The 1,645-nt window shown below is 58.8% G+C and carries 1 protein-coding gene and 1 pseudogene; one reads left to right on the plus strand and one right to left on the minus strand.

The annotated features are described in order from the left end of the window. A pseudogene (locus AB4043_RS24725) lies at nucleotides 1-300 on the minus strand (hypothetical protein); the annotation flags it as partial. 94 nt (nucleotides 301-394) lie between these two features. Between AB4043_RS24725 and AB4043_RS24730 the strand changes: the two are divergent. Further along, nucleotides 395-1,645 (plus strand): MFS transporter (locus tag AB4043_RS24730; protein ID WP_442308421.1); only part of this gene is annotated, 1,251 nt, incomplete at its 3' end.

A 1,645-nucleotide genomic window follows, 5' to 3' on the forward strand; every position in this document is an offset into this window, starting at 1 on the left:
CGCATACACGTGCGCGTGGATATCGATCAGACCGGGAGTAACGTAAAGGCCCGTGGCGTCCACGGCTTTTACCGCTTCAGAGGCAGCGATGGATTTGGCTACCTTGGCAATCTTTCCATCCAGCACCGCAACGTCCATCACTCCGTCGATACCGTTCTTCGGATCGATGACATGACCGTGCTGCACAATGAGGTCGTAGTGCTGAGCGTTTGCCGCTGTAATGCAGGACGCCAGCAGAAGCACCGATTGAATCAGAAACTTGTTCCGCAAAGCCTTTACCGCCTGTATATGGAATTCCACGATTGTTCTCTCCGTTTCATGTGATTGTCATGGGTGGTTTGCCCCGCATTAACGTAAGACATTGGACCTATTTCGTTCATTGCAAGAGGCTCGTATGCTGTTACTCCACATGGTCAGTTTTGGGAAGGTCTATAAGATTCGCTTTTTTCTTGCAGTTCTGCTGTTCGCTCTGAGCGCGATTGCCTTCCTTGACCGCACCAATATCTCGATCGCCGGACTTCAGATCAGCGAGGAGTTCGGACTCGGTTACCAGCGGCTAGGACTCATTTTCAGCGCTTTTCTGATCGGCTATGCAGGATTTCAAATCCCCGCGGGATGGCTGGCCGCCCGCTTTGGCCCGCGCCGCGTTCTGACCATCGGCACCTTATGGTGGGGCGTCGCCACCTTAATGGTGGCCGTACTGCCGACCGGCCTGCCCGGAGCTGTCTTCTTCCTGATCGCCATCCGCCTGATCCTGGGCGCCGGAGAAGCCGTGGTCTACCCGGCAGCCAACCAGTTCGTCGCCCAGTGGATCCCGGTCAGCGAGCGCGGCATCATCAATGGCCTGATCTTCGCCGGCGTAGGCGCGGGCAGCGGTCTCACGCCTCCGCTCCTGAACTGGATCATTGCCCACGACGGCTGGCGCGCCGCCTTCTATTTCAGCGCGCTGCTCGGTACAGGCATCGGCCTGGTCTGGTGGTTTGTCTCGCGTGACACGCCGAATGAGCATCCCTCTCTCTCGATGACCGAACTGCAGGAGATTGAAGTCGGCCTCTCGGCACGCCCTGACCGTTATCTTCGCAACGGCAACGGAAACGGTAGCAGCACCAGCCAGCCAATCTCCTTCTCCTGGCGCCAACTCTTCGGCCRCCGTGATCTTCCGGCATTGATGATGGGCTACTTTTGCTTCGGCTATATCTCCTGGATCTACTTCAGCTGGTTCTTCCTCTATATGGCGAAGGTACGCGGAGTCGATCTGAAGGCAAGCGCCCAGATCTCCATGCTTCCGTTCCTGTCGATGACGCTCTGCTGTCTTGCAGGCGGAGCAGCAAGCGACTGGCTCTCGGGAACCAAAGGACTCCGCATCGGGCGCTGCTACCTGGCAACCGGAGCTCTGTTCCTGACGGGCGTCTTCCTTCTGCTGGGTTCGCGGGCAAAGAGTCCCCTGGTCGCCGGCATCATCCTTGCCTTCGGCGCCGGCGCTCTCTATATCTCGCAGAGCTCGTTCTGGTCGGCCTCCAATGACATCGCCGGCCGCCGGTCGGCTGTCTTTTCCTCGATCGTGAACATGGGCGGGCAGTTAGGCGGAGCCGTCACCGCCTCCCTGACCCCGTGGATCGCCCAGCACTTCGGCTGGACAGTCTCC

This window comes from Terriglobus sp. YAF25, assembly GCF_052113305.1.
Classification (GTDB): Bacteria; Acidobacteriota; Terriglobia; order Terriglobales; family Acidobacteriaceae; genus Terriglobus.